Genomic DNA, 21,489 nt, shown 5'->3' with positions numbered 1-21,489 from the left:
AATTGTTTTTTTATGTATTTAGTTATAATTACTGAAGACTTTTAGTAGGGTTAAGTTGCCACTCTAAATGGTTTTTTCTTTTTAACTTTTAATTTAATTACAGCAGGTTGTTGGTCAGTACGTTTTGTGTAATTATTTAAAAAATCACCTTTAGCTTTTCCTATGGCAAAAGAGCTCCATTTTGTTAGCAATCTTGTTTTTTTTCTGGCCTTTTCATTGCTCCAGCCTTCATATTCTATTCTATATAATGCCGAAAATAATTTAGCTCGTCCTACGCCATGGTGACAATGTATTAAAACCGGATAATTATTGGGGTTATCCATTATATTTAAAAACGATTTTACTTGTTTCTTTTTGGGTACTTGTGCAGTACCATTATAAAAATAGGTAATTGTGTCGGTTTTTTCTAAGGCTGCTTTTTCGGCATTAACTTCGGTTGTAATTTCAGGATTATTTTTTAGATCTGTAGTTCCCGGAAGCCTTAAATCTACTACGCTTTTAATATTGTGTTCGTTTAAAAAATCTACAATTTTATTGGGATTAATTACACCACTTTTGTAAACTTTTCCTTTAGATACGGTTCTAAAATTATACTTAAAATACTTAAGGTAAAACTTAACTACATTTAAATTACTAAAAAAATTAGTGGCATATTTAGGTTTCATGATAAAACAACTATTTAAAAGTAGCAATTTAAAAGTTTAATTAAAGCTTCTTTTTAAGCAAACATTAAAATAGAAGTAGTTAATAATAAGTTAAAGTTATTAATAATTAGCTTATTAACATTACAATAAACTTAAGTTAAAGTGTAGTTTACAATTTGTTAATTATGACACTGTGTCAGTATTTTTTTGTTGGCATAAAGATTGACTACAATAAAACGAACATTAAAAAGAACATTCAACACAATAAAGTATAACATATTATGAGTAAAATTATTGGAATAGATTTAGGAACAACCAACTCTTGCGTTTCAGTAATGGAAGGAAATGATCCTGTAGTAATCCCAAACGCAGAAGGGAAACGTACTACGCCATCTGTAATTGCATTTGTTGAAGGCGGTGAGATTAAAGTTGGTGATCCTGCTAAAAGACAAGCGGTAACAAACCCTACAAAAACAGTTTATTCTATTAAACGTTTTATGGGTAATAAATATTCTGAGTCTAAAAACGAAGCAGAACGCGTACCTTATAAAGTAGTAAAAGGTGATAATGACACACCTAGAGTTGATATTGATGGCAGATTATATACGCCACAAGAATTAAGTGCTATGATTCTTCAAAAAATGAAGAAAACAGCCGAAGATTATTTAGGTGCAGATGTAAATAGAGCAGTAATTACTGTGCCAGCTTATTTTAATGACAGTCAACGTCAGGCAACTAAAGAAGCTGGTGAGATTGCTGGATTAAAAGTAGAACGTATTATAAACGAGCCTACTGCAGCAGCATTAGCTTATGGCTTAGATAAAAAAGGATCTGACCAAAAAATAGTGGTTTTTGATTTTGGTGGTGGTACACATGACGTATCTATCTTAGAATTAGGCGATGGCGTTTTTGAAGTATTATCAACAGATGGTGATACACACTTAGGTGGTGATGATGTTGATGATAAAATTATTAACTGGTTAGCTGAAGAATTTAAAGCTGAAGAAAACATGGATTTAAGACAAGATCCTATGTCGCTTCAACGTTTAAAAGAAGCTGCTGAAAAAGCAAAGATAGAGTTATCATCTTCTGAACAAACTGAAATTAATTTGCCATACATTACAGCTACAGCAAGCGGGCCAAAACACTTAGTACGCACATTAACACGTAGCAAATTTGAGCAATTAATTGATGATTTAGTAAAACGTACAATAGAGCCTTGTGAGTCTGCATTAAAAGCAGCCGGTTTAAGCAAAAGTGATATTGATGAAATTATTTTAGTAGGTGGTTCAACACGTATTCCTGCAGTACAAAAAGCTGTTGAAAATTTCTTTGGTAAAGCGCCAAGTAAAGGTGTAAACCCAGATGAAGTAGTATCTTTAGGTGCTGGTATTCAAGGTGGTGTTTTAACAGGTGATGTTAAAGATGTATTACTTTTAGATGTAACACCATTATCTTTAGGTATTGAAACTATGGGCAACGTATTTACTAAATTAATTGAAGCAAACACAACCATTCCTACCAAAAAATCGCAAGTATTCTCTACAGCTGCTGATAATCAGCCATCTGTTGAAATACATGTGTTACAAGGTGAAAGACCAATGGCCGCAGATAACAAAACCATTGGGCGTTTTCACTTAGATGGTATTCCACCAGCAAGAAGAGGAACGCCTCAAATTGAAGTAACGTTTGATATTGATGCCAACGGTATTATAAAAGTATCTGCTGAAGATAAAGCAACAGGTAAAAAACAGGATATTAGAATTGAAGCATCTTCTGGATTAACTGAAGAAGAAATTCAAAAAATGAAAGCAGATGCTGAAGCAAATGCTGAAGCAGATGCAAAAGCAGCTGAATCTGCTAAAAAATTAAATGAAGCAGATTCTATGATTTTCCAAACGGAAAAGCAATTAGAAGAATTTGGTGATAAATTATCTGATGATAAAAAACAACCAATTCAAGCAGCTTTAGAAGAGTTGAAAAAAGCTTACGAAACTAAAGATGTTGCTACAATTGAACCTGCTTTAGAAAAAATGAATGAAGCATGGAAAGTAGCTTCAGAAGAAATGTATAAAGCACAAGCTGAAGCACAACAAGCCGGTGGTGCTCAATCAGGACCAGATGCTGGTGCAGCAGGCGGAAACGCTAATGAAGGAAGTGACGTTGAAGACGTTGATTTTGAAGAAGTGAAGTAAAATTCACAAAATTCAATATAAAATAAGTAAAAAACGCAACTCTAATGAGTTGCGTTTTTTGTTTTATTTGCTTAACATAAAAGTTTAAAAAGACTTCTTAAAAATGAGGTTTTCATCCTCATCATAAGCTCTCCAAGTACCTTTTTGTTTATTGTCTTTGTACTTACCTGAAATCTTTAAAGCACCGTTTTCGTGATATTCTTTATACCTACCGTGCTTTACACCATCTTTTAGTTGTACACTTATTTTAACGCTGCCATTTTTATAGGTTTTTATATATTCCTTGGCAGTTAAGTCACTTGGGTAAATTTCTGGAACATTGAAAATAGTATCTTCATTTACAGTAGGTTTATCTGGTGTATCTATAATTATTGGCGATTTTATAGGTTTGGAGTCTTCTTTATTAACGTCTTCTTTAAAAGTGTATTTAGTTTTAACCACTTCAGGATCTTCATAATTAATGATTAGCTTACTATCAAATAGCTCATCATCTGGACTAAATTGAAAACCTATCTGTGGAAAACAAATAAAATAATTTTTGTTGGCTTTTAAATCTTGCTTTTTCTTATAGTCTACAAAATCGTATATAGAATTATAGAGTGTGGGCGTATTTACAAAGGCGAAAATACTTGAGCTTTTGTCAAATTGAGAGTTGAAGTCAGTAAAAGATTCAAAGTTTTCTAAGGTTTCTTCGGCTTCGTATTTATCGATAATTGTTTTTATGGTATTGGGGTCATTACTAAATACCACATAATCTTCAATAATAGAGAAATAGGGCTTTTCAATATCTTTAAACAGTTTTCCTAGTAAAATTTTGAAAAACCCTTTTATGGACATAAAGTTAATTTCATAACCTTTATAATTAACTTCTTTAAATTTTATAGGGCTTTTCTTTTTAATTTGTTTTAAAACAAAGTTTAGGCGCTCTTCGGCATCATCTACATCATTGGTTTTTAAAATTAATGCAATATTTTTTTTAGAATTGGAAACCGAAGATGGTAGTTGTAACAATGCAATCTCATCATCAATCCAGCTCATAAAGTCCTTTTTTAAATCTATATCTAGAAGGTTTTCTACTCTTTCGGTGCCATCTAAATAACTTTTAAATTGTTCTGGATCTTCTTTTAAAATGGTTTCAAAATTCTCATAAAATTTAGTAAAACTATCAAAGGAAAAACTTAAATAAAATGCCGTTTCATTGGGTGCAATTTCAGGAATACTTCGCTTGCCTTTGCCTGAGTTTTGTAGAGCTTTTAAATATGCAGTTGCGTTTTCATTGGTGTTAGTTACGCCGTTTGCGGTTATGCGATTACCATCTAAATCAAAATGAAAACCAGACCAATTTAAACTGGTGCCAAGAGTTGATAATATATCATTTGGTTTGTTAGAAAAGACGTTTAGATAGTTTTCTAAATATTCATACTGAAAATATAAACGGAACATATCACTATACCCGATTTCCTTTTTAACTTCAATATAATCTAGATTTCTACCAATTTCAGGTTCCATGTATTGGTCAATACTTGCTTCAACTAAAATGTGGGTGTACGAAGCTATTAATTGGTTTTTTATGAAACTTATGTATAGTGTTTCTCTTTCAGTAATATCATAAATTTCAGTTATTTCATGGTTATGATATTTACGTTTGTTTATTTTGTAATTACTACTAACAAAGGTGTTTAAGTGATTCTTAATTAAATTAAGTTTTGAAAGTTTCTGCAAGTCAACCACATAAAAGAAATCATATTTTTTAGGCGAAAAAACATGAGCAGAAATTAGAAGTTCTCTATTTCCAATGCGTTCTAACAATCCTTTCTGATTGTTAAAAATAGTATCAACAGCACTAAGGTGCTCTGTTAGATTTTTAAAATAATTGTTTTTTTGAAGGTGCTGCCAAGTATCACTTTTTGTAATGGCTTCCCAATTATCAATAGGCTCTTGGGTTTCTATAATAAAGACGGCATCTTTAGGAACTAAATAAATAGATTGAATATTATCATTATTGTTCAAATAGAAATTATAAACCTGATAAATTATAAAACCTAAAAAGGTGGTTAATAAGAGTAGAAGTAGGGGCTTTTTTTTCATAGGTTACACTTGTAATACGCCTAAATTAAATGGTTTTTCTATAGGAGCGTGGTTAGCGGCTTCTATGCCCATACTAATCCACTTTCTAGTTTCTAAGGGGTCTATAATGGCGTCCGTCCAAATTCTAGCAGCAGCATAGTATGGTGATACTTGGTTATCGTATCTGGCTTTTATTTTATTGTATAGGGTTTCTTCTTTTTCTTTGGTAAAAGTTTCGCCTTGTTTTTCTAAAGATGCTTTTTCAATTTGAAGCAATACTTTTGCAGCACTATTACCACTCATAACCGCTAATTCTGCACTAGGCCATGCAACAATTAAGCGCGGATCATAAGCTTTACCACACATGGCATAATTGCCTGCGCCATAACTATTACCAATAACTACAGTAAATTTTGGTACTACCGAATTACTAACGGCATTTACCATTTTAGCACCATCTTTAATAATACCACTATGCTCGCTTTTACTACCAACCATAAAACCAGTAACATCTTGTAAAAATACCAACGGAATTTTCTTTTGGTTACAATTGGCAATAAATCTGGTTGCTTTATCTGCACTATCATTATAAATTACACCACCAAATTGCATTTCGGCAGGTTTTGTTTTAGCGCCTGTGGTTTTAACTATTTGGCGTTGGTTTGCAATTATACCAACTGCCCAACCATCAATACGTGCATAACAAGTAATTATGGTTTGCCCGTAACCGGCTTTGTATTCTTCAAATTCAGAATTATCAACCAAACGTTTTATAATTTCATACATATCATATTGATCGGCGCGACTTTTGGGTAAAATTCCATAAATATCTTCTTGTTTTTCAACGGGTTTACTAGCTTTAATTCTATTAAAACCTGCTTTATCAAAATCACCTATTTTATCAACTATGTTTTTAATTTTATCAAGAGCATCTTTATCATCTTTTGCTTTATAATCAGTCACACCCGATATTTCGCAATGTGTTGTAGCGCCGCCTAAAGTTTCATTATCAATACTTTCGCCAATAGCTGCTTTAACCAAATAACTTCCTGCCAAAAAAATACTTCCTGTTTTATCTACAATTAGCGCTTCATCACTCATAATGGGTAAGTAAGCACCACCAGCAACACAACTACCCATAACTGCGGCAATTTGTGTAATGCCCATACTACTCATAATAGCGTTGTTTCTAAAAATACGACCAAAGTGCTCTTTATCTGGAAAAATTTCGTCTTGCATGGGTAAATACACACCGGCAGAATCTACCAAATAAATAATAGGTAATTTATTTTCAATAGCTATTTCTTGGGCGCGTAAGTTCTTTTTTCCTGTAATAGGAAACCAAGCACCGGCTTTAACCGTGGCGTCATTGGCTACTACAATACACTGTTTACCTTTAATGTGGCCTATTTTAACAACTACACCACCTGACGGACATCCACCATGTTCTGCATACATATTTTCACCAGCAAAAGCAGCAATTTCAATACTTTTACTATCGTCATCTAATAAATACTCAATACGTTCTCTAGCACTCATTTTACCTTTAGCGTGAAGCTTCTCAATACGGTTTTTACCACCACCAAGTTTTACCTTGGTAAGTTTTTTTCTTAATTCTGATACTAAAAGTTTATTATGATCTTCGTTTTTGTTGAAGTTAATGTCCATAGTCATTTTGTTTCCTGCTAAAGTACAAAAGAAGATGTTTATGTAAAACAATGTTAATAAATTCACAAAATATATTCTAAGGAAATATATTCCTTGGAATATAAATTAAAATTATATAAATTTGCATAACAAAAAGCATACAATATGAAAAAAATAGTAGCATTTGCAGGAAGTAATAGTAAAGCATCAATTAATAAACAATTAGCAGAATATGCAGCAAACTTAGTTGATGATGCTGAAGTAAAGGTTTTAGATTTAAACAATTATGAGTTGCCGTTATATGGTATTGATTTTGAATTAGAACACGGCATACCAAAAAACGCACACCTATTTTTAGGTGAAATTCAATCGGCCGACGGCATTGTGTTGTCTTTAGCAGAGCACAATGGCGCCTATGCAACGGTTTTTAAAAATTTATTTGATTGGATGTCTAGAATTGATGGAAAATTATGGGGCAATAAGCCCATGCTTTTAATGGCAACATCACCCGGAGCTAGAGGTGGCGCCACCGTTTTAGAGGTTGCAAAAGGGCGTTTTCCGTTTATGGGTGGCAATATTGTGGCTGAGTTTAGTTTACCCTCATTTGGAGATAATTTTTCAAACGGACAAATAACTAATTCAACTTTAAATAATGATTTAAAAACACAAGTTATTGCTTTAAAAAACGCGCTTTAAAAATTAGTGCCAATTATGGGAAATATTTCAAAAGATATCAACTCTAAATTTACGAGCAGCAAAGTAAAGGCATTAATAAACATTATTTATACCGCTAATTGGATAAATAGTAAACAAAATGAGTTTTTTAAACCCTTTGGTATTTCGCCACAGCAATTTAATATTTTAAGAATTTTACGTGGCGCAGCAAAGCCTATTAAAGTACAAACTATTAAAGAACGTATGATTGAACGTGCACCCAACGCTACACGTTTAATGGATAAATTATATGCTAAACATTTAATTGATAGGTTACCATGCCCTAATGATAGGCGTGTGGTACATATAACTATTACAAACAAGGGTTTGAAACTTTTAAGTGCTATAGACAAAGATTTGAAAGAAGATTTATTAGAAAATTTAACCACAGAAGAAGCAAACCAATTAAGTAGTCTTTTAGATAAAATTAGATAATACATAAGCTATGAAAACTATATTACACAAAGCAGATACTAGAGGATTTGCAAATCATGGATGGTTGCAAGCCAATCATTCATTCAGTTTTGCCGGTTGGTTTAACCCAGAGCGTATTAATTTTGGCGCTTTACGTGTTTTAAATGATGATGCTATTGCACCAAAAATGGGTTTTGGTACGCACCCACATAACGACATGGAGATTATTACCATTCCGTTAAAAGGTGTGTTAAAACATCGAGATAATATGGGAGATGAATGGATACCTGTTGTACCAAATGAAGTGCAAGTTATGAGTGCCGGTACAGGTGTGCAACATTCTGAAATTAATGGTTCAAATAACGAATATTTGAGTTTATTCCAAATATGGATAATTCCAGAAAAGCAAGGAGTTACACCGCGTTACAATCAAAAAACGTTTAATCCTGAAGACAGACAAGGCAAGCTTCAAACACTAGTTACATCGTTTAATGATGATGATGCTGAAAGCTTAAAAATTCATCAAGATGCAAAATTGTCACGTATAAACCTAGACAAAGACACTACGTTTACTTATCAATTAAAAAGTGATGCGCATGGTGTTTATGTTATGAATATTTCGGGTGAATTAGTATTAAATAATACCACATTAAGCAGTAGAGATGCGTTTGGTATATCAAAAACAAAAGAATTCACAATCAATACATTACAAGAATCTGACGTATTGTTTATTGAAGTGCCAATGATTTCTTTATAATAATAAAACCATTTAATATATAAAGCATTCAAAATTTTGAATGCTTTTTTTGTTTAAAAATCCGATATTTGTTATTCTAAATTAAATTTGATTAAAAAATTATGGCAATGAATAAAAATACCGTGTTAGCATGGGCAACGTGGATTATGATTTTTGTAGGATTAGCACTAATTGCATTAGGCGCTTTTAAATATCAAGAGGTAGCAGGCTATGGTTTTGCCGCTGTTGGTGTTGGCTTTTTTGCAATTGCATGGGTATTTAATGCATTAAAAGGTAGGGTATAATACAAATACCTTAAAATTTTTTCTTAATAAATATTAAAAAAATGAGTGACGATAAGAAAGTAATCTTCTCAATGTCTGGTGTTACAAAAACGTTTCAAAGTGCTAATACACCAGTGCTTAAAAATATATATTTAAGTTTTTTCTACGGTGCTAAAATTGGTATTTTAGGTTTAAATGGTTCAGGTAAATCTACTTTATTAAAAATAATAGCAGGTGTAGATAAAAATTATCAAGGTGATGTGGTTTTTTCTCAAGATTATTCTGTTGGATATTTAGAACAGGAACCACAGCTAGATGAAAGTAAAACTGTTTTAGAGGTTGTAAAAGAAGGTGCAGCAGAAACTGTAGCCATACTTGATGAATACAATGGTATTAACGACCAATTTGGTTTAGAAGAAGTGTATAGCAACCCAGATAAAATGGAGAAGCTTATGAACCGTCAGGCAGAACTTCAAGATCAAATTGACGCTGCAAATGCGTGGGAATTAGATACTAAATTAGAAATAGCCATGGATGCCCTAAGAACACCCGAAGGCGATAAAAAAATTGGTGTGCTTTCTGGTGGTGAGCGTCGTAGAGTTGCTTTGTGTAGGCTATTGTTGCAAGAACCCGATGTGTTACTTTTAGATGAGCCTACCAACCATTTAGATGCAGAATCTGTACATTGGCTAGAGCATCATTTAGCACAATATAAAGGTACCGTTATTGCCGTAACTCACGACCGTTACTTTTTAGATAATATAGCAGGTTGGATTTTAGAGTTAGATAGAGGCGAAGGTATACCTTGGAAAGGAAATTATTCTTCGTGGTTAGATCAAAAATCTAAACGATTAGCTCAAGAAAACAAAAGTGCTTCTAAACGCCAAAAAACACTAGAACGTGAGCTAGAATGGGTAAGGCAAGGTGCAAAAGGACGCCAAACCAAACAAAAGGCTCGTTTAAAAAACTACGATAAATTAATGAGTCAAGACCAAAAACAACTTGACGAAAAACTTGAAATATACATTCCAAACGGTCCGCGTTTAGGCACAAATGTAATTGAAGCAAAAGGTGTAAGTAAAGGCTATGGCGATAAATTGTTATACGAAGATTTAAACTTTAACCTACCTCAAGCGGGAATAGTTGGTATTATTGGGCCCAATGGTGCTGGTAAAACAACCATTTTTAGAATGATTATGGGAGAAGAAACACCAGATAAAGGAGCTTTTGAAGTTGGAGAAACTGCCAAAATAGCCTACGTAGACCAAAGTCACTCCAATATTGACCCAGAAAAAACCATTTGGCAAAACTTTAGTGATGAGCAAGAATTGGTCATGATGGGCGGGCGTCAAGTTAATTCTAGAGCCTATTTAAGTCGTTTTAATTTCTCAGGAAGCGAGCAAAACAAAAAGGTTAAACTGCTTTCAGGTGGAGAGCGTAACCGTTTGCATTTAGCTATGACGTTAAAAGAAGAAGGCAACGTATTACTGTTAGATGAGCCAACAAACGATTTAGATGTGAATACATTACGTGCCCTAGAAGAAGGTTTAGAAAACTTTGCAGGTTGTGCCGTAGTAATTAGTCACGACCGCTGGTTTCTAGATAGAATTTGTACACACATATTAGCTTTTGAAGGTGATAGCCAAGTGTATTTCTTTGAAGGTAGTTTTTCAGATTACGAAGAAAATAAAAAGAAACGTTTAGGTGGAGACATTATGCCAAAACGTATTAAGTATAAAAAACTTGTTAGATAAACTTTGGTTTCTATCAATAAAAAAGCGCACTTTAAAAGTGCGCTTTTTTTTATTTTATACGGTTAACTGCTATTAAGTATTAATTTATGTACTTATTGGTACATGTGTCCTTCAGTGAAATCATTATACTGTTTATCACTTTTTTTGGCCATTTCTTCACTTATCTTATCCAAGCGTTCGTTTTCTTTTTGTAATAAATGCGATTTTCTAATACCAAGTAAAAGAAGCACGCTAAAAAAAACAACAACAATTATAAGAACCGTTAAAATAGCACTTTGACTAATTAATAAATTAGTTAGGGAGAGATAGAACGGGATTTTAATAAATAGCATTGTTAGGGTATAAATAGGTTCAACTAATCAAATATAGTAATAAAAACAAGAACTAACCTATTAATAATGAAAAGAATATAAACAATTTGTTGTTAATATAATTTATTATATAAATATAAAACCCCTTTATTTAACCTGTATAAGCTTACATTTTACCAAAAAAAATCTCACACCTTTTATTGTGCATTTCATCGAAAACATAATATACTTGTAACAATTTAATAATAATTTGTACTAATTATATGCGCATAAACTGTTTTAAAAGTCATCTTTTTTAACGAAATTGCTTAACTATAAAATTGTTCAACTTAATACAGAAAACTTACCATGTCTGATGATTTTGATTTATTAGAAACCAACTCAAATGAGAAAACAGAAAAAGTAGATGTTAATTGGGGGAAAGCCATTGACACTATGAAATCTAAATTAGCTCAAGAAGATGATCCTGAAGTACGCCAAAAAATACTAAACGCCACCTTAGACGATGTGGTAAATATGGCCGAAAAAGATAGAACCACACTTTTAGATGCTATTAAAGATTTAACCGATTATCAAGACGAGGTTGGTATTCTTTTTGAAAAATTCTCATCATTAAACGCCACAGAACAAAAAGTTATTGATGATGCTCAAAAAGCCTTAGAGCGTGCTAAAGTTGAACTTGAAGATGCAGAAAATAAACCAGACACTTGGTGGAATAACCTTTGGGGGCGCAAAAGCAAAATTAAAAAAGCACAAGAAGCCCTTAAAGCTGCCGAAAAAACAAGAGCCGCTGCCGATAATAAAGCAAAAGCCATGTTTCAAGCGCGTATTGAAAGTGCCGATGTTCAAACACTATTAAGTGAACTTTCATATAAAAGTCAAGCAGCAGTAACACGCCTAAAAAACCGTGAGGTTGAAATAAAAGAGGTAGAAGATAAACTGCAAGACGCCATTGTTGAGGCCACTAAAAACCACACCAAAGCACTAGAAAAAAAGAAAGAAGTTGAAGCCAAATTAGAAGCGCAGTACGCATTACTAAAACAGGCAAGACAAGCACTAGAAGATATAGCCGATAAACAATCTACCGAGTATGCCGAGGCCATTGGTAAAGTAACTACTTTAGAGCAAAAAGTTGAAGAGCTTGAAGGCTTAAAAAATGCCTATACCACTTTAGCTGCCAGTAAAGATAGCTTTGTACACAAACACAATTTAACCATTAAAGTATTAACATCTCTACGAAGCAATTTACAAACCCACCGAGCCAAATTAAAAAGTGATACAGAAGAAAGGTTAAAGTATTACGATGGTTACGTTGTAGCATTAAAAGCACGTACAGACCAAGAATTTGCAGCCATATTAGAGCATTTAGGCGTAAAAACCGATGAACACATTGGTGAAACCCTAGCAGCAATGCACACCGCTAGTGCCAGAGCACGTCAAGATATGATGGATAACATTCCGGTACACGAAAAAGTAATGCAAGGCGTTTACAGCAGTTATGCAGAAGCCTTACAAGAAATACGTGAAAAAGATGTTGATATTCAAAAGAATTTTGCAGAACGCTACGGCATTGATATGAAAGAAATTTTTGAAGAATATTACAAAGCAGATGCCAACAAGCCAACCAATGATGGCGCGCCAGAAGGCAAACCAAAACCAGAAACAACAGAAGACGATCTATTGTCTTAAAACAAAAAGGGCGTTACCCCGATGAAAAATCGGGGTCGGGCTTTTCGTTGCAAGTCCTCGCTACGCTGTGGGCTTTCCACTACAATCCTTAACGCACTTACTTGCTAACAAAAGCAAAAAAACAAACACACTTTCTATTTGCTGCAATTGTTTACACAATAATAAAAAATGTCAATTAATCACATTACAACACCCTTAGATTCCGCAACCTTAGATTCTAAAGAACACTATATGTTTTACCATAAAATGGTAGACTTTGTATTCAAAGAACTCATAGTTGCCATACAACAACATAAGCTTATCAATTCACAGGAAATAAACATGTTTAAACAATACTGTGATTTGTTGTTGTATTCCGTAGAAGCTATGCGTGTAAAATATATGTATGATGAAGAAGACAATATGAAGGTAGATTTAACCGAGTCTGGTTTTCCAAATTATTTAGAGTTTAGGTACTTATTCAATGATTTAGAATTGCGCAATGAATATTTACAAAAACTAACACCAATAACAACATTACAAGAAGAGTTTTTAGATACGCTCATGCGTAAAAAAGAACCCATAAAGCGCAGTAAACTGTTTCAGGCAGCATCTATTGTATACTACACTTCAGTTAATAAACAATTTATATTTAACAGGTTTGTACAAGGCAAAATTGTAAGCGCTCCTAAAGGTGCTCCGGGCAATTTATTAACCAGTTGGAGTTTTTATGATGTTGCCAGTAACAGGCCTTTTGTATGCTTTATGTACTTTAATTATGATGGTAACCGCATAAACGATTACAAAAGCAACATTTATGAAGTGCTAAAACACAGCGCCGATAGAAAAATGAACCTAGATACTATGGCTTATGGCATAGACAGAAAACTTGAAAAAGTATCACCAAAACTCATAAAACGTATAGATTTAGGACCATTGCACAACATGTTTGCTAAAGATGAAAATAGCTTAACACACACCATTTTAGAAGGATTGAGTAAAAAAGAAATTCCTTTAGAATCATATGCTTTATCATTAAAAATAGATGAAGTAACATCAAAAAGTGAATTTAAAGAAGGTAGCTTTTTTAATAAACAAACATTACAACGCTGGGGAGATGTTTCTAAACAAAAATATGTGTTTGCTCCGCACAGAATTATTCAACTATTTTACAATAAAACACCAGAAATAATGAACAAATTAGCTATTCCACCCATAGAAATGGCAGATTTAAAGATTGAATCCATTAAAAGTTAGTTAAGGCTATTAGGTACTATTTTTTCATAATAGAGTAATTACACTTTTAATTTTTCAACCAATAACTTTACTAAAAAAACATGGAACACAACTCAACATTTCCTATAAAACAAACCGAATTAGATATGCTTCGTGATGAAGCTACTTCATACATAAAAAGCATACAATGGGAGCAAAGCGCTAAAGCAAAAAGTAGAGATAAAAATGCCAAAGATGAATCTATATTATTGTATCTATCGCGTGCTAATAACGGCACAAATTCAACTGAAATTACATCAGTATCAAAAACTATTTTAGCATTAAAAAAGCGTTTATTACCAGATTCTGTTGCCATACCTGTACATTTAAATCAAACACTTTTTGCAGTGCAAGAAGGCATAACCTTAGGCGTTTGGATTAAAGATAGTTATTATGATGCTTCAGGTTTATCAACTTTAAATCAAAACAAATCGGCTTTAGATACTACAGGGAAACGTGAGTTTGAAAGCAAAATGCACACCGCTACGGCATTTATGTTATTTTCAACAGCCTACAAAATTTTACACGATTTAAAACCTCATGCTTCAGATGATTTAAGTGTAATGAAACAAAAGTTTGCAGGCATTCCAGAGGTGTCATTCTTATCGCCCATAAAAGGCATTTCATGCGCCTTGTTTTATTTTGATAAGTATTTAGGGCATCCAGATATTATAAAAACAGATAAAGATGTTATAGATTTTACCGTAGTATATTTTGAAGCACTTATTGATGAAATTCAACTTAGAAAAAGCACTTTAGAATATACTGAGACTATTGAAGACAGAACATACAAACTAGAAAGCAGCGAGTTTGCGGTTTCAGGATGGAGCAACATGTTTTCTGGTACAGCAAAAAGCGTAGAATTTAATAAAATTAAGTTTGAACAAATTGTTGGTAACCGCGATGCAAAGCATTTTGCGCGTCGTTTAACCGAACGTATGTTAAGCTATGATTTTGAAGCAAAGAAAAACCCATTTCAAGAATTAGGTGGTTTTATGCCGGTTTTTATGGGCTATGGTATTCCCGGAACCGGTAAAAGTATGCTTATTGCAGCCATTGCTACTAGGCTAAAAGAGCATTGTGATGCTTTAGAGATTCCGTTTCTATTTCACCCAATGCCCGATACTTTAATTAGTACATTTCAAGGTGGTTCTGCCGAAAAAATGGTAGAATGGATGAAACCCATGCAAGACCCTTCAAAATTAATATTTGCACCCATTGATGATGCCGAAAATAACTTGCAAGAGCGAACAGCTCAAGGTGTTTCGGCAGGTGTAAAAGAAGTTATTGGTGTATTTTTACGTTATACCGAGGGCGCTTATGCTGTAAATTATGGTAACAGCTCAATTGGGTTATTTACCAATTTACCAGAAATGTTAGATAAAGCCGTAATTTCGCGTGTACAAGGACGTTTTAAAATTGATGGCGCACGCACTGAGCATGATTTTTTAGATCAAGATCACCTGTGGTGGCGTAAATTTGATGATACCATGCCCAATTTTGTAAATATGCAAGGGCCAGAAAACTATAGCTATTTACAAAACCAAGGATTGGCAAAAAATATGGGCGAAATTTTAAGCAGTGTAGAAAAACCTACCGAAGCCCGCGTGCACGCAATTTATGATGCCGTAGAAAAACAGTTTAAAACAAATCAGCATTTATTTTTTGCAAACTTGTATAAATCCATGCAAGATGAATTTCCGTTTTTCTCATCACGTGATGTTAGAAATATTCAAAGCGCTATTTCATTGCGTTTAACCGATTTTGATTTAGAAGAAGACTGGTTTGCAAACCCCGAAATTTACTTCAAACAAGATTATAACACCAAGTTTAACATGCTACAAGAATTAATGCGAAGTAATATGAAAGGTTTAAACTTTTCTGACATTCGTCGTCAAGAAGTAGTTCGTTATTTAGATAATGTGGCCACTATTGCCGATACAGATTTTAAACGAAAAGTAGACGCTAGAGTTAATCAATTAAACATTGAAATGGAAGCCCGTAAAACCTTTGACAATGTCTAAAGAACACATAAGAAACATAAAAAAAACACTACTTTCAGATAATTACTATATTTTAAATAGAGTAACCTTTGATTATTTAATGAAAGACGGACGTTGGGTTAACACCATGCGTGAAGTGTATGATAGAGGCGATGGTGCCGGCATTTTGCTGTATAACAAAAAAAAGCGTACTGTTATTTTAACAAAACAGTTTAGAATGCCAACTTTTTTAAATGATAATGAAGATGGATTTTTGGTTGAAATTGCCGCAGGTATGCTAGATAAAGATAATCCTGAAGCATGCATTATTAGAGAAACCGAAGAGGAAACTGGTTACCAATTAAAAAGCGTTGAAAAAGTGTATGAAGCCTATTCATCCCCAGGTGTAATGACCGAAAAAATGCATTTTTTTATAGGTGAATATACCGATGATATGAAAGTGAATGAAGGTGGTGGTGTAGATACTGAAACTGAAGATATTGAAGTGCTAGAAATGCCATTTAATGAAGCCGTAGATAAATTACACAATGGTGAAATTGTTGATACAAGAACCATTGTTTTATTACAATACGCTATTATTCATAAGTTGTTAGAATAATTTTGTATTCTCATGAAAACGGAAATCTAATAATTAAGTAGCGTTTTTAATTTTTATTAATACCAATAAAAATAGGTAAAGAATACACAAAACGTTATAAATAAAGAGATTCCTGCTTTAGCAAGAAGAAACTATGAAAAAATTAATAGAAGCCAATTTATACCGAAGTGAATTAATACCCGTTAGCGGCAAACTGGTTGAGCGTTACAACAAATGCTTAGTTAAACTTGGTTTTAAACCAACAAAACTCACCAGTTTTTTAATTGACGGTATAGGCTGGAGCCCAGAAATTACCGAAGAAAAAAACAATATAAACTACTTAAATAATGGTGAAGCAAATCCGCACGGAATTATAATTTCACCGTTGCAAAAGGGAAAACCAGTGTATTTACCGTTTCATACTTTTGATAGAGATATGATGAAACATATTTTTAAAGTGTATGAAAATCAAATAAAAGACATTACCAGAGACTCGGCCATTTGTATTGATTTTGATCAAAAAATTGATGCATTCTATGAACCTTTAGATGTGTTAAAATACAATACTATTCATATAAATTTTCATTTAATGAATAATTTGTATCATCAACAAAAAGAACAACTTGCGTTGATTGACAAATTTAAGCACCACCATAATTTTATAAATGAAGATATTCATAATGACATTTTAAAATCTGTTACAACCTATGGCGATTTACGCAATAGAAATTTAGATTTACCTGCGCTTAATTTTTCAGTAAGCTCTTTCTATACAAGAGCCTTTGGTGGCGTGTATGTTTTAAGAGATTTTATTTCGCCCATAGTTATTTTTGAAGATGAAAAATGGCATAAAGAAGCCATAAAAGACACCAATTATGAGGTGTTAATTTTCCATATTCAACAAAAAGAATTAATGGATAAGCTACGAGACCATATGATTATAGAGTATGATCTTGAAAAATCTGTTGAAACCAAACAATACCAACGTATAAAAAAGTTTGAATTAGCACAACATTTAAAAACCCCAGAGCACCCTATTAGCGATATTTTAAGTAACCCCATACTTTTTAAAAGCTACTTAAATAAATTAGCTATTGAAGACAGAAAAAAAGTAATGAGTGTAGAGCGTTATTTAGAAAAATTAGAAACCAGTAACCAGTATAAAATTGCCGATATTGTAGACTCAGCCATGTTTAATGCACTGCATAAACCGCATTCATCATTAGAAGCAAAACACCAAGATTTAATTTGGAAATTATTAGTAAATATTACACCTAAAGATGTTTTGTATTGGTATTGGTATGACAAGCCAGATTTTTATAAACATTTTAAAACCTGGAATGAATCATTGCAAGAATGGGTAATTAAAACTATTAGTAACAATATTTAATAAATACATATTAATAAGTTAAGAGTGTTAACTTTAAAACTTTTCACTTATAATTTTTTAACTAAAAAAACATGGGACTAGAATTAGTAATTTTTATAGGCGCTATTTTATTAGGAATTCTTGTGTATTGGCGCGAATCGCAAAACAATGCACTTTACAGGTTTTTTAATAAAATATTTAATAGTAAATCACTACAAATGAAATCAACCGATAAAAAAGGCTTTGTTTTTAAGCAAGCTTTTTTACCAAGATTGGTGTATGTTGTAGGCATTTTTTTAATTATAGGTATTATAGTTCAATTTTTAACGCCTTTTAAAATTTTCACTAATTATAATGGTATTTCAGCGTTTTCATCGGTTATTGTTGGTGTTTTATTAGGAACGTATGTGGCTAATTTCGTTTTAAAATCGGGCAAAGTTATTGAGGAAAAAACCGATGTTGTTGAAGATTTAGTGCATGATGCCGTTGAAAAAGGGAAAGATTTTATAGAAGATATAACCACTAAAGATGATGAAGAAAACGTGACATCAGTAAAAGAAAATGTGTCTGAAAACAATATAAACAAAGCAGATACAAAAAGTGCCAGAGAACGTTTAAAAGATAAAGGATACCTTAAATAGTTAATAAAAAAATAGTGATAAAGCCATAATAAAATGATAAAATCTTATTGGAATAAAGGAGCAAAACAAAAGCGTAACACCATAATTTTTGGTTTAATTTTACTCATACTTCTATTTGTTTTAAGAGATGATTACCAACCAGCACTATTATTTATTAGAAAATTTATTTTTGTAATTCTTCTAAGTGTTTTGGTGTTGTTTTTCGGATTAAGAAAATTTAGAAATACCGCCAGTACAGGTGGTAGGTTAGGCATTTTAGCCCTTTTAGTAGTGTTTTTTGGTATTTTATATGTTGTAGGTTGGCATTATAATATGTACAATTACATGAAAACTTACAACGTATTTAACAATTTAAATAAAATTGAAATTAATGAATTACCATTAACACAAAACGAGCGTATTCAGCCATTACGCAACATTTTTTCTATGGCCAATGAAAGTGTAGGTGAAACCAAAGACGTGTCATTACCACATTTAGTTAGAATTGGCGACCAAAATAAATGGACTATGGCTATACAGCCAACCGAAAAGTACGTTTGGCAGGGTATGACAGATAATACTGAAGAAGTTTTTGCCGTATCTAGCACCACACCGTTTCCTAGATTTTCAAATGAAAACCGTATTCCGGTTACGTTTTCTATTGGTGAATCATTAAAATTTAGCCGAAACACTTATAATGCCGTAGTACAGCGCTTTAACTTTTTTCAGTTGTTTACCATGGAACCAAGTGATACTTATTACATGAAAAATGATAATGGCCAATGGGTACAGGTGGTAAGTTTAATAAAATGGAAAGGCTTTTTATTTCCATACCCAACCTTTGGTGGTGTTATGGTAATTGATAATGGCGAACATGATTTTAAAGATTATATAGAGCGTATTGCCATTGGTAAAGGCACCTATGTTAGCCCTGAAAACATGCGTAACTACCCATATTTAACACGCCAAAATACTTTAGCCGAAAAAGTATCTCGTTTACAGGCTGAATCTTTAAAGTTTTTGGGTGGCTTTAGTGATCCGTTACCATGGAATATGGAAACCGCTGTAAAAATTCCTATGTTGCCTAATGACCAAAACCAACAACCTTTTGTAACAGATTTTGATTTTTCTGATACTAACACCAATGCTTACAGTGGTTTATATCATTGGTTTGGTTTAGAGCCAGTAGGCGATGAGCGTACCAGTTTAACCTTTAGTGTGTTTATACCTGCCGATGGTACAAACAAGTTTTATTACTACAACCATGCCGCTAAAAAACAAGGCTATGCGGGCGTATCTGCAATGCCTTTAAAGGTTATTGAATCTAGAAAAGAATTTGATTGGTCTGTTAATAAACCTGTTGAATTTAGACCTTATATTAAGAATATAGCAGGAAGAAAGCGTATGTTTTTCTTAGGAACAATTTCTGCCATTAGAGATAATGAGGCTGAAAAATTTGATGGTTCTGCAACACCAGATTTAGCATTAATTGATAGCGAATATCGTGATGTTATTTGGATAGATGTTAAACACCCAAGTCAATGGGATAAAACCGTGTATGATCAATTGGGTGAAGCTTGGAGAGCAAGCGAAGGTATTGGCTACTACTTTGCTGAAGAAACTAAAGATATTGATGTTCAAACTCAAACTAATGACTCTACTTCAGTATCAATAAAAACCGAAAAGGAAATTCAAATAGAAAACCTTCAAAAGCAATTAGATTCATTAAAATCAGTTAATTAGATTAAATGTATAGTTTTTGTCAAGTTTTTAAAAAACATTTGTTTTACTGCAATAACCATACGTTTTAGTGTTAACTTTTTCAGTCGTTTAATTTTGAATAAATCATATATTATTAACGATGAAAATAAGGTTAAATTCACAAGCATATTTACTACTTATTGCTGTTTTTTTGGGTATTGCAGTAAGTTGCAATAGCTGCTCTAGTAGCAGTTCAAATGAAGAAGAAGATAAAGAAACACCTAATGATGTTCCTTTAGCTAAAAATGACACTTTAATAGTTGATGAAGACAGCATTTCAGGTACTGCCAACCAAATTGATGTATCACAAAATGATGATATTGGTAATGATGGTGGTGATACTGATAACTATAGCCTAAAAACCAATGCCACAAACGGTAGCGTTTCTGAAGTTTCAGATGGTGTTTTTGAGTATATTCCTAATACAAGTTTTAATGGTCAAGATAGCTTTGTTTATACACTAACGGATGCTGATGGCGATTCAGATGATGCTACTGTAACTATAACTGTTAATGATGTGCCTGATGGCCCAACAGCCGAAGATTTTAATAACATAGACCCTAATTTTCCATCATTTGTTTCTATTGATGATACCACACCTGCAGGGAAAAAATGGGTAAAACATGAAGCCATGTCTGATGAGTTTGATACTTGGGATAGTACAAAATGGTTTAAATCTACATGGCACTACGGCGAACCTGTATTTATGTCAAATTCAGCAACAAACTCTGGAGTAACAGATGGCAAATTATGGATAAAAGCTACCTTAAATGAAAACAACCCAGACAATAGATGGTTTCAAACAGCCAGAATACATTCAAAAGCTGAAACAAAATACCCTATGTATACTGAAGCTAGTATAAAAACAGCTCATATTTCTGCATATAATACATATTGGTTAAATAATGGTGATATTAATAATAGAGATGAAATTGATATTATTGAAAACAATTCAAAACCATCATGTACAAATTGCGATGCCGAAATTTTCCCAGAAAGAATGAATTCGCAATATTTTCAGGCCGATGAAAATGAAACACCACAAACCATTAGAAATAAAGGCACTTACCTTAGAGCAGATTTATCAGATGCAAATCCGTTAAAAAGTAAAGGCTGGAACGAAGCTTACCATACTTACGGCGTTTGGTGGAAAGATGCTAAACATATTCAATTTTATTTAGATGGTGAACCTGCCGGAAGTGTTGTTGTTGGCGAGCATAACGATGGAAATACGTACGATAGAATATTTACACGCGATTTAGAAATTATTTTTGATTTATGGACCAATGAGGCTGGTTGGTTAGGTGGTTTACCGCCTAAAACAGATTTGGCCGATGATACAATTAACACCATGCGTGTTGATTGGGTAAGAACTTGGAAATTAGAAGACCAATAGATTGTCTTTTAAATTTAGTTTGTTTGAAAAACCGAAGTTAAAGCTTCGGTTTTT

18 protein-coding genes are annotated in these 21,489 nt (G+C 32.8%); 14 read left to right on the top strand and 4 right to left on the bottom strand.

Annotated elements, in window-relative coordinates:
- Positions 1–50: 50 nt before the first annotated feature.
- The gene (locus tag ACXAG4_RS12940) at positions 51–665 is read right to left on the bottom strand and encodes a dual specificity protein phosphatase family protein (protein WP_475296504.1); all 615 of its coding nucleotides are present in this window, start codon (positions 663–665) and stop codon (positions 51–53) included.
- 260 nt (positions 666–925) lie between these two features.
- Here ACXAG4_RS12940 and dnaK point away from each other — a divergent pair, with 260 nt between their 5' ends.
- Positions 926–2,839 carry a molecular chaperone DnaK gene (gene dnaK / locus ACXAG4_RS12935; protein ID WP_475296503.1) on the top strand — a complete coding sequence of 638 codons (1,914 nt, stop codon included), beginning with the start codon at positions 926–928 and terminating at the stop codon, positions 2,837–2,839.
- An 84-nt stretch (positions 2,840–2,923) separates the two neighbouring features.
- Here dnaK and ACXAG4_RS12930 read toward each other — a convergent pair whose 3' ends face one another.
- Complete coding sequence (locus ACXAG4_RS12930; RefSeq protein WP_475296502.1) at positions 2,924–4,927, bottom strand: toxin-antitoxin system YwqK family antitoxin; 2,004 nt, start codon at positions 4,925–4,927, stop codon at positions 2,924–2,926.
- Positions 4,928–4,930: 3 nt separating this feature from the next.
- Positions 4,931–6,574: an acyl-CoA carboxylase subunit beta gene (locus tag ACXAG4_RS12925; protein ID WP_475296859.1), complete on the bottom strand. Its 1,644-nt coding sequence runs from the start codon at positions 6,572–6,574 to the stop codon at positions 4,931–4,933.
- 144 nt (positions 6,575–6,718) lie between these two features.
- Here ACXAG4_RS12925 and ACXAG4_RS12920 point away from each other — a divergent pair, with 144 nt between their 5' ends.
- The 5 genes from ACXAG4_RS12920 (at position 6,719) to ettA (ending at position 10,455) form a co-directional block, all read left to right on the top strand.
- The gene (locus ACXAG4_RS12920; protein ID WP_475296501.1) at positions 6,719–7,249 is read left to right on the top strand and encodes an NADPH-dependent FMN reductase; all 531 of its coding nucleotides are present in this window, start codon (positions 6,719–6,721) and stop codon (positions 7,247–7,249) included.
- 15 nt (positions 7,250–7,264) lie between these two features.
- The gene (locus ACXAG4_RS12915) at positions 7,265–7,702 is read left to right on the top strand and encodes a MarR family winged helix-turn-helix transcriptional regulator (RefSeq protein ID WP_475296500.1); all 438 of its coding nucleotides are present in this window, start codon (positions 7,265–7,267) and stop codon (positions 7,700–7,702) included.
- A gap of 10 nt (positions 7,703–7,712) precedes the next feature.
- Positions 7,713–8,438 (top strand): pirin family protein, encoded by a 726-nt coding sequence (locus ACXAG4_RS12910; RefSeq protein ID WP_475296499.1) that lies wholly within the window; start codon positions 7,713–7,715, stop codon positions 8,436–8,438.
- 107 nt (positions 8,439–8,545) lie between these two features.
- A complete protein-coding gene (locus ACXAG4_RS12905; protein ID WP_186826874.1) occupies positions 8,546–8,722 on the top strand; it encodes a CAL67264 family membrane protein in 177 nt (58 codons plus the stop codon).
- Between the two features lie 41 nt (positions 8,723–8,763).
- A complete protein-coding gene (gene ettA / locus ACXAG4_RS12900; protein WP_475296498.1) occupies positions 8,764–10,455 on the top strand; it encodes an energy-dependent translational throttle protein EttA in 1,692 nt (563 codons plus the stop codon).
- Between the two features lie 92 nt (positions 10,456–10,547).
- On the opposite strand, the gene ACXAG4_RS12895 is transcribed toward ettA, so the two are convergent.
- Entirely contained in the window at positions 10,548–10,685 is a 138-nt protein-coding gene (locus ACXAG4_RS12895; RefSeq protein WP_475296497.1) for a hypothetical protein, read from the bottom strand.
- 429 nt (positions 10,686–11,114) lie between these two features.
- Between ACXAG4_RS12895 and ACXAG4_RS12890 the strand changes: the two genes are divergently transcribed.
- The 8 genes from ACXAG4_RS12890 to ACXAG4_RS12855 all read left to right on the top strand — a co-directional run bounded on the left by ACXAG4_RS12890 (position 11,115) and on the right by ACXAG4_RS12855 (position 21,435).
- Positions 11,115–12,455, top strand: coding sequence for a microtubule-binding protein (locus tag ACXAG4_RS12890; protein WP_475296496.1), 1,341 nt, complete (start codon positions 11,115–11,117; stop codon positions 12,453–12,455).
- A gap of 168 nt (positions 12,456–12,623) precedes the next feature.
- The gene (locus ACXAG4_RS12885) at positions 12,624–13,691 is read left to right on the top strand and encodes a hypothetical protein (protein WP_475296495.1); all 1,068 of its coding nucleotides are present in this window, start codon (positions 12,624–12,626) and stop codon (positions 13,689–13,691) included.
- Positions 13,692–13,771: 80 nt separating this feature from the next.
- Positions 13,772–15,733, top strand: coding sequence for an AAA family ATPase (locus tag ACXAG4_RS12880; protein ID WP_475296494.1), 1,962 nt, complete (start codon positions 13,772–13,774; stop codon positions 15,731–15,733).
- Positions 15,726–16,310 carry an NUDIX domain-containing protein gene (locus ACXAG4_RS12875; protein WP_475296493.1) on the top strand — a complete coding sequence of 195 codons (585 nt, stop codon included), beginning with the start codon at positions 15,726–15,728 and terminating at the stop codon, positions 16,308–16,310. The genes ACXAG4_RS12880 and ACXAG4_RS12875 overlap by 8 nt, the downstream gene beginning before the upstream one ends.
- A gap of 133 nt (positions 16,311–16,443) precedes the next feature.
- The gene (locus tag ACXAG4_RS12870) at positions 16,444–17,679 is read left to right on the top strand and encodes a DUF6638 family protein (RefSeq protein ID WP_475296492.1); all 1,236 of its coding nucleotides are present in this window, start codon (positions 16,444–16,446) and stop codon (positions 17,677–17,679) included.
- Positions 17,680–17,750: 71 nt separating this feature from the next.
- Entirely contained in the window at positions 17,751–18,299 is a 549-nt protein-coding gene (locus ACXAG4_RS12865) for a hypothetical protein (RefSeq protein ID WP_475296491.1), read from the top strand.
- A 33-nt stretch (positions 18,300–18,332) separates the two neighbouring features.
- Positions 18,333–20,021, top strand: coding sequence for a hypothetical protein (locus ACXAG4_RS12860; RefSeq protein ID WP_475296490.1), 1,689 nt, complete (start codon positions 18,333–18,335; stop codon positions 20,019–20,021).
- 118 nt (positions 20,022–20,139) lie between these two features.
- Entirely contained in the window at positions 20,140–21,435 is a 1,296-nt protein-coding gene (locus tag ACXAG4_RS12855) for an Ig-like domain-containing protein (protein ID WP_475296489.1), read from the top strand.
- Positions 21,436–21,489 lie beyond the last annotated feature (54 nt).

The sequence above is a fragment of the Seonamhaeicola sp. ABD4_175 genome, assembly GCF_056160885.1.
The sequence above is the reverse complement of the archived record's forward strand: the minus strand, read 5'-3'. Positions and strand labels throughout refer to the sequence as shown.